Annotated in this window: 7 protein-coding genes and 2 pseudogenes; 4 read left to right on the forward strand and 5 right to left on the reverse strand. The window is 53.2% G+C overall.

The window, feature by feature from the left end; translation table 11 throughout:
• The first annotated feature begins 6 nt into the window (after nt 1-6).
• Together ACWKV9_RS24355 and ACWKV9_RS24360 are read left to right on the forward strand one after the other, a co-directional pair.
• The gene (locus tag ACWKV9_RS24355) at nt 7-975 is read left to right on the forward strand and encodes an endonuclease (protein ID WP_483838663.1); all 969 of its coding nucleotides are present in this window, start codon (nt 7-9) and stop codon (nt 973-975) included.
• Between the two features lie 144 nt (nt 976-1,119).
• The gene (locus ACWKV9_RS24360; RefSeq protein ID WP_483838664.1) at nt 1,120-1,902 is read left to right on the forward strand and encodes a hypothetical protein; all 783 of its coding nucleotides are present in this window, start codon (nt 1,120-1,122) and stop codon (nt 1,900-1,902) included.
• A gap of 244 nt (nt 1,903-2,146) precedes the next feature.
• On the opposite strand, the gene ACWKV9_RS24365 is transcribed toward ACWKV9_RS24360, so the two are convergent.
• Together ACWKV9_RS24365 and ACWKV9_RS24370 are read right to left on the reverse strand one after the other, a co-directional pair.
• A complete protein-coding gene (locus ACWKV9_RS24365; RefSeq protein WP_483838704.1) occupies nt 2,147-2,584 on the reverse strand; it encodes a methyl-accepting chemotaxis protein in 438 nt (145 codons plus the stop codon).
• A 99-nt stretch (nt 2,585-2,683) separates the two neighbouring features.
• Nucleotides 2,684-3,460 (reverse strand): annotated as a pseudogene (locus tag ACWKV9_RS24370) (PAS domain-containing protein); the annotation flags it as partial.
• 161 nt (nt 3,461-3,621) lie between these two features.
• On the opposite strand from ACWKV9_RS24370, the gene ACWKV9_RS24375 reads away from it, so the two are divergent.
• Nucleotides 3,622-3,861 carry a hypothetical protein gene (locus ACWKV9_RS24375; protein WP_483838665.1) on the forward strand — a complete coding sequence of 80 codons (240 nt, stop codon included), beginning with the start codon at nt 3,622-3,624 and terminating at the stop codon, nt 3,859-3,861.
• Nucleotides 3,862-4,313: 452 nt separating this feature from the next.
• Here the strand turns inward: ACWKV9_RS24375 and ACWKV9_RS24380 are convergent, their stop codons facing one another.
• On the reverse strand, nt 4,314-5,594 hold the full coding sequence (locus ACWKV9_RS24380; RefSeq protein ID WP_483838666.1) for a Y-family DNA polymerase: 1,281 nt from the start codon (nt 5,592-5,594) through the stop codon (nt 4,314-4,316).
• A complete protein-coding gene (locus tag ACWKV9_RS24385; RefSeq protein WP_483838667.1) occupies nt 5,581-6,012 on the reverse strand; it encodes a LexA family protein in 432 nt (143 codons plus the stop codon). The genes ACWKV9_RS24380 and ACWKV9_RS24385 overlap by 14 nt, the downstream gene beginning before the upstream one ends.
• Nucleotides 6,013-6,110: 98 nt before the next feature.
• On the opposite strand from ACWKV9_RS24385, the gene ACWKV9_RS24390 reads away from it, so the two are divergent.
• Complete coding sequence (locus ACWKV9_RS24390) at nt 6,111-6,821, forward strand: SOS response-associated peptidase (RefSeq protein ID WP_483838668.1); 711 nt, start codon at nt 6,111-6,113, stop codon at nt 6,819-6,821.
• A 91-nt stretch (nt 6,822-6,912) separates the two neighbouring features.
• On the opposite strand, the pseudogene ACWKV9_RS24395 reads toward ACWKV9_RS24390, so the two are convergent.
• Nucleotides 6,913-7,184 (reverse strand): annotated as a pseudogene (locus tag ACWKV9_RS24395) (hypothetical protein); the annotation flags it as partial.

Here is a 7,184-nt window from a genome sequence, read left to right on the forward strand (position 1 = left end):
GTCACCATGAAAAAAATACTGCTTGCTTTAGCGTTGTCTTTATCTTCAATCCTCGCCGCCCACGCCACCCCGCCCGCCACGTTTACCGAAGCTAAAATCGTCGCCAAACAAAAGGTCTATCTGGATCAAGCCAGCAGCTCAATGGGTGAGCTTTACTGCGGCTGCAAGTGGACGTGGGTAGGAAAATCAGGAGGTCGCATCGACGCTGGATCTTGCGGTCTTCAGGCCAGGAAACAAGAAAATCGATCTGAGCGCACGGAGTGGGAACACATCGTTCCGGCCTGGACATTTGGGCATCAGCGCCAATGCTGGCAGAACGGCGGTCGCGAGCATTGCGTGGATGACGATCCGGTATTCCGTGCGATGGAAGCTGACCTCTTCAACCTGTACCCCTCAGTAGGTGAGGTTAATGGCGATCGCAGCAACTTCAACTATGGAATGGCCTCTGGTATCGCTCCGCAATACGGCCAATGCAAGACCAAAGTCGATTTCGATCAGCGTGCCGCCGAGCCGCGCGACGAAGTGAAGGGTTTGGTAGCGAGGACGACGTTCTACATGTTTGATCGATACAACTTGAACATGTCGCGTCAGCAGCAACAGTTGCTGATGGCATGGGACAAGCAGTTCCCGGTGACGGCCTGGGAGCTGGAACGGAACAGGCGCATTTCCGCGATCATGGGTCATGCTAACCCGTTCGTGATCGGAGAGCGTTCATGGGCTTCGGGTTATAAGCCATCTGGCGACGGTGTTGTAAGCACCCTCCCCCCACGCGCTGTGAAGCCTGTGCCCGCCGAGCCTCAGGTGATCAGCTCAGCTTCCGCTGGAGCCATCATCGGGAACAAAAACACCCACGTTTATCACCTACCAACAGGCTGCCCGAGCTACGACAAAGTGTCGTCCAAAAACCAGATTTCATTCGGCTCAGAATCTGAGGCGACGGCAGCAGGATATCGAAAAGCGGGTAATTGCAGATAAGGTGCCAACCAGCGCTTGATCGCGCTGCTTTCGAAAGGGACTGACTCGCCATGATGCTCAGTCGGCCTCCTGATCAACCTGCAGTAAGTAGCCGCTTTAACACCCCCGATGGTGAGCCATTTATAATTCCAGAGGAACGTCCCGATGGCCTTACAGAGCAAAATATTCATTGGTTGGGACGTTGGTGGCTGGAATTGCGACTACAACCCGAAAAGCCGTGACGCACTGGTGATTCTGGATTCCGAGCGCAAAATAATGGGCCAACCATGGCGGGGAAATCTGAGGTCTACGATCAACGAGTCGGCTAGTACCCAAGACTTTGTACGCAACCTATTGGCGTTGTGCCGCATCGAGATCCTTAAACCTGAAGCCTTGAAAACCACCTTGGCGATCGACACACCATTGGGATTTTCCAAACCGCTGATTGATTTGCTCACATCAGACAAAACTGCGCCAAGCATTGGTCTGGCGTCTGAAAATCCCTATTTGCATCGGCAGACCGAGCACTTTCTATTCAAGATGGGCTTGTCTCCGCTCTCCCCTATCAAGGACATGATTGGAAGTCAGGCTACCAAGGGTATGCACGTACTCAGACGGTTCGCACCAACTCAGGAAACTTGCGGTGTATGGACTGACGGACAACTGCTTCAGGCAATTGAAGCCTATCCATCAGCCTGCAAACGGTCGCATTGCGTTGACGAGCTCAGAACCCCGTTTTATGAAGACTTGTTGGTGGAGGATCATGTCGTGAGGAAGTTCGTTTCGGGTCTGGAGCACGTAGATCTTCAAGACGCTCTTACCTGCGCCTTGTTAGGCTGGTTATTCAAGTACGAACCCGATTCGCTGGCCCAGCCCTTGCCGGAGATCGATCCAGTAGAAGGCTGGATTTTTGTACCCAAAGATGGTTTGCGCTGGCCGAACGTCTAGAAGCGTTCCCCGTCGAGATCGGTACTTGATAGACGTACTTTCCCGGATAGCGACCTCCTAAAAACACTACTAGGTCAGCCGTTGGGAAATGTCACAACTGAGTCATCGACCTTGAACCGCCTACATCAGTGCACTAACTCCAACCTAAGTAGAGCCAGCGATCCCGGCCTTACATTGAAGGGAGCACTTAGCCTTCAAAATAGACACCATGACGTCGCCAAGGCCCTAGCCGCCTGACCAATCATTACACCATCTGGGTAGCAAACCTGCCCACGGCATCGACCACCTTCTTGGCACCATCCTGAATTTCGACAATAACGTGTCCTGCCTGAGTCGCAAGTTCCAGCCCCTGCTCCGCTTGGGACTTGCTGTTGGCCATCTCACCCACGGTTTCATCGACCAGCTTTTGGTTCTGCAAGACGACAGAGGCAATCTGCTCCGTGGCCGTGCTGGTACGTCCCGCCAACTGTCGAACCTCATCTGCAACCACCGCAAAGCCCCGACCTTGTTCACCTGCTCGGGCGGCCTCAATTGCCGCATTCAATGCCAACAAGTTGGTTTGCTGAGCGATACTGCTGATCGTCTGAATGATAGAGCTGATAAGCACTGACTGCTTCCCGAGCGCCTCTACCCCCCCGGATGCAGCTTGCATATCTACCGCAATTTTGCGCATGGTATGCATTGTGTCGTTGACTACGACTGCTCCGCGTTGAGCAGTCACATCAGTTTGTTGAGAAATCTCAAAAGCAGTCTGTGCTGCTTCGCTGACCTCCTGTTCACGTGCCACCTGATCAGTGACCACCGTTGCAAATTTGACGACTTTGCAAAGGGTTCCTTCGGTGTCATAGACCGGGTTGTATGTCGCTTCCAGCCAGACGGTGTGGCCGCGACTATCTACGCGCTCAAAACGGCCGGCGACAAACTCTCCCCTGTTCAGGGTCGACCAGAAGTCTTTGTATTTCTGAGAAGACGTTTCTTCTGGCTTGCAGAAAATACGGTGATGGCTGCCCTTCGCTTGGCCCGAGTTGTAGCCCATCGCCTGCAAGAACTGATCGTTTGCTTTGAGCACATGACCCGAGAGGTCGAACTCGATTACCGCAGTCGAACGGAGTAAGGCATCAATGAAGGAGGTGTTTTCCGAAGCCTGTTCCAAACGGGAAGTGATGTTGGTTGCGTAGCAGGTCACATGGCTTAAATTGCCGGAAGCATCGGCGATAGGTTGCCAATGCGCATGCAGCCACACCAAGGAGCCATCTGCGTGTAAATAACGGTACTCATCGGTAATGGATCTTCCTGCGGCGACTGCTGCCCGGAAATTCCGAAAGCACGGTAATTTGGATACGTACAGGGGTACGATTTCATCCATGGCACGACCATGCAGCTGCTCCTGGCTGTAGCCCAAAGCCTCTGCAAAATTATCGTTGCATGCAATGATTTTGAATGTCGAATCAATGCTGAGCGTTAACATTTCACGGCTCAGGCCATCGCGTATCTGACGAAGCTCCAAGAGCTCGGCCGCTTGGGAAGCAAGCTGGTTCTTAAGTTTGGTGCTAAACATGGACAGCGGCCTCTTCGGTTATAGAGAGGCTATCGGCGGGGATCGGAGCAAATTTAGACTAGCCGACGGGCGTGATTTGCAGCTCCTCTGCTATGGATTTATGGGTAGTTAAATCCGGCGTCAACGCCTGGCTTTAGACTGAGACGGCTTATGGGAGTCCAATGAAACCGAACCTTCCTACACAAGAGTTCAGCAAGATGCTTAAGGGAAGTGCATCAACATTGAGCTCCTGCTCGACAAGCCTTTTAAGCATTGCCGTTCGACTGGCCGCAAGCGGAAACAATGAAGAGGCATTAAAAATTATTGCCTTGGCTCAAGAGCTGAACGGAGCCGAAGATGTTCTTCGAGGTATTGTGCAGGAAGCAACCGACGGCAAGATTGTCCGGTTGAGCAGCCACTGAATTACCCACATACGTTCGATCCGATTCCTCTAACCATAAAAATCCATGTTCGAATGACGGCAAACGCTTAGGCAGGAACGGCATCGTCTCTGGTCGCGTCGGCTATTTCGCTGAGGCGCAACTCGCCCTGCTGAAAATTCTGGATCATTCGATGTATAGCTTGTGAATCAGGTGAGTTCCCAGCTGCCTCAAGCCGTTCCGCTATACGTAGCAGTTCCACGCACGACCACTTCAGGTCTGAGCTAATGCCGTACAGCTGACGACGGATTTGAGTGTTCATATCAGGTGCCATGTTTTAGGTAGTCTCTGAAGTAGATAGCCAAAGTGCATGCCGGGCTGCCAGCTAATGACCAAGCGGCATTAGATGTCCTAAAGCGCGGTGTGGAACGGGCTGCTGAATCCTTCGAGCGGTCTGAGTATTTTCATATTGAACGTAGCCTGTATGGGCTGGCTCATTTCGCTTTGACCGTCCAAAGCTGATCGATCTTCGTGGTGAAACTGCTACTCATAAGATCTCGTCGCATCCCCCATGCTGGTGCTGTTGGGACGCTGGCCGCACGAAGCGTTCCCCGTCCCCATCGTCCGTTGATTTCGTCTAGCACACTCATGACTTTGTCAGCAGCCGCAGGCTGCGAATGCGCGAATAAGTCATCCGTAAACTCACCAGGCTGGCGGAGATCCATGAGCAGCACTTCTGCCTTGCTATATTTGAACCCTGGCCTGAATAACCGATTTACTGCCTCCGTCGCCGCCTTAGTCATCAGCCGGACGTCGTTGGTTGGATATGGCAGTTCGACCAATGCACCGTTGGCGTACTTCGCTTCTTCGGGGTTGAACATCCCGGTTCGGATGCTTACTCGGATTTTTTTGCACAGTGAGTTTTGTGCCCGAAGCTTCTCTGCAGCGCGCTGCACATATGTGGCCACCGCCTCTTTGATTGGCTCAACATCCGTCAGTCGATTCCCAAACATACGGCTGCAGCAAATTTCCTGCTTCGGCGGCTCGGCCTCGCCCAGTTCGAGGCAAGGTGTGCCAGCGAGTTCGCGGGCCGTCTTTTCAATCACCACGCTAAACTTGTCCCTGAGCATCCTGGCGTCAGCTTGGGCTAAGTCCATTGCGCTCCTAATCCCCATCACTTCCAAGTGTGCTTTCATACGCTTACCGACACCCCAGACCTCCCCCACATCGGTGTTGCGAAGCGTCCAGCTGCGGTTGAATTCATCACGAAGATCGACCACTCCACCCGTCTCATCGATAAAACGCTTGGCCGTATGGTTTGCCAGTTTCGCTAAGGTTTTCGTCGGGGCGATTCCAACACCGACAGGGATGCCTGTGCGCTTTTGAATGGCGGCGCGGATGGTGCGACCGAAGGCGGTCAGGTCACCGGGAATCCCAGTCAGATCGGCAAAAGCCTCATCGATGCTATAGACCTCTAGCGCAGGCACCATAGATTCAATGATCGTCATCACACGTTCGCTCATGTCGCCATAGAGCGCGTAGTTGCTACTAAACGCCACAACGCCATTACGGCGCAGATGGTCTTTGATCTGAAAGTATGGCGCGCCCATTTTCACGAATTCCTTCGCGTCGTAACTGCGAGCGATTACACAACCATCGTTATTCGAAAGCACAACAATGGGCATCTTGGCGAGGTCAGGCCGGAAGACGCGTTCACAGCTTGCGTAGAAGCTGTTGCAGTCAATCAGCGCGAATACCGGCTCAGGCTTTGTCATGGTCGCGAACGCTATATTTGACTACACCCCATATGGTGAGCTCATCACCTTCCATCACATGCCGGGAAGGATATTTCGGATTCTCGGATTTGAGGATGACATCGTTCCCTAGCTTGTGGAGGCGCTTGCATACCGGTTCGGTGTTGAGTGCGGCTATGACGATATCGCCATGCACCGCATCCAGGCTGCGATCGACGATCACCAGATCCCCGCAGTAAATCCCGGCCCCTTGCATGCTGTCGCCCTCGATCTTGACCAGGTACACATGCGGAGCACGGATATCGAATAGCTCATCTAGCGAGATGTGTTTTTCGATGTGATCCGCTGCCGGCGACGGGAAACCTGCAGGTACGAGGAACGAGTAAAGGGGTAGCTTCTGACCGCCCGAGGACAGTGGGCCGAGGATGGTGACACTCATGTGCGGGCCTTGATATGGTTAGCTGTATGTATATACAGTTAACGATTTTGGCTGAGTGTGGTCAATCTCATATCTAGGAAATTTCGACGGGTGGAATCATGTGCGGACGCTACTCGATCTACGAATCGATGGATCACTACCTCAAGGAGCTTGCGCCAAAGCAGTTGGTGATCAATGGCTACGACCTCTGGCCTATAGAGCGCTACAACGTCGCGCCGACGACGCGTGTAGAAATCATTCGACCGACGGAGGAAGGACTACGCGTCGATAAGGTGAAATGGGGGTGGTCGCCGTTCTGGGCCAAGGGGAAACGACCAGACCCAATAAACGCCCGAGTTGAGACAGTTATGTCCGGCAAGTTTTTCAAGCAGCTCTGGCCGAATGGAAGAGTCTTGGCACCGGCGAACGGTTGGTATGAGTGGGTCAAAGATCCCGTTGATCCCAAGAAAAAGCAGCCCTACTTTATTACCCTAAAAGAGCAGATTCCGATGTTCTTCGCTGGCCTCGCTGAAGTGCACCTCGATCTCGAACCGGATGAGCGCGACGGGTTTGTCATCATCACGGCAGCAAGTGATCAGGGCATGGTTGATATCCATGATCGCAAACCTTTGGTGTTGTCGCCGGAGCACGCGAGGGAATGGGTAGATCCTGAAACGACTCCAGAACGGGCGCGAGAACTAGCCCTGGAGTGCTTTCGGCCAACAGAAGAATTTCAATGGTTTGAGGTTGGCAAGGATGTCGGCAACGTGCGCAATCAAGGGCCGCACTTGATCGAACCTTTGTCGATGGCTTCAGACATTGAAGATTGAAAGCTAACAAATCTATATGAACAAATCCGTATTCAGCTAGCTGCTACGAGGATCTAGTTCCAATTTGCCGCTTGGCCACGCTTCGAGTCATCTAACCCCTATCGTCTGAACCGATATCGCCGTCTCCATCGTTAGAGAGGTCGTCATTCTGACCGGCATCAGAACGGTCATCGTTTTCGCCAGCATCCGAGCGGTCATCATTCTGACCAGCGTCGGAACGGTCATCGTTCTCGCCGGCATCCGAACGGTCGTCATCCTGACCAGCATCGGAACGGTCATCGTTTTCGCCAGCATCCGAGCGGTCATCATTCTGACCAGCGTCGGAACGGTCATCGTTCTCGCCGGCATCCGAACGGTCGTCAT

It is taken from the genome of Pseudomonas corni (assembly GCF_057128765.1).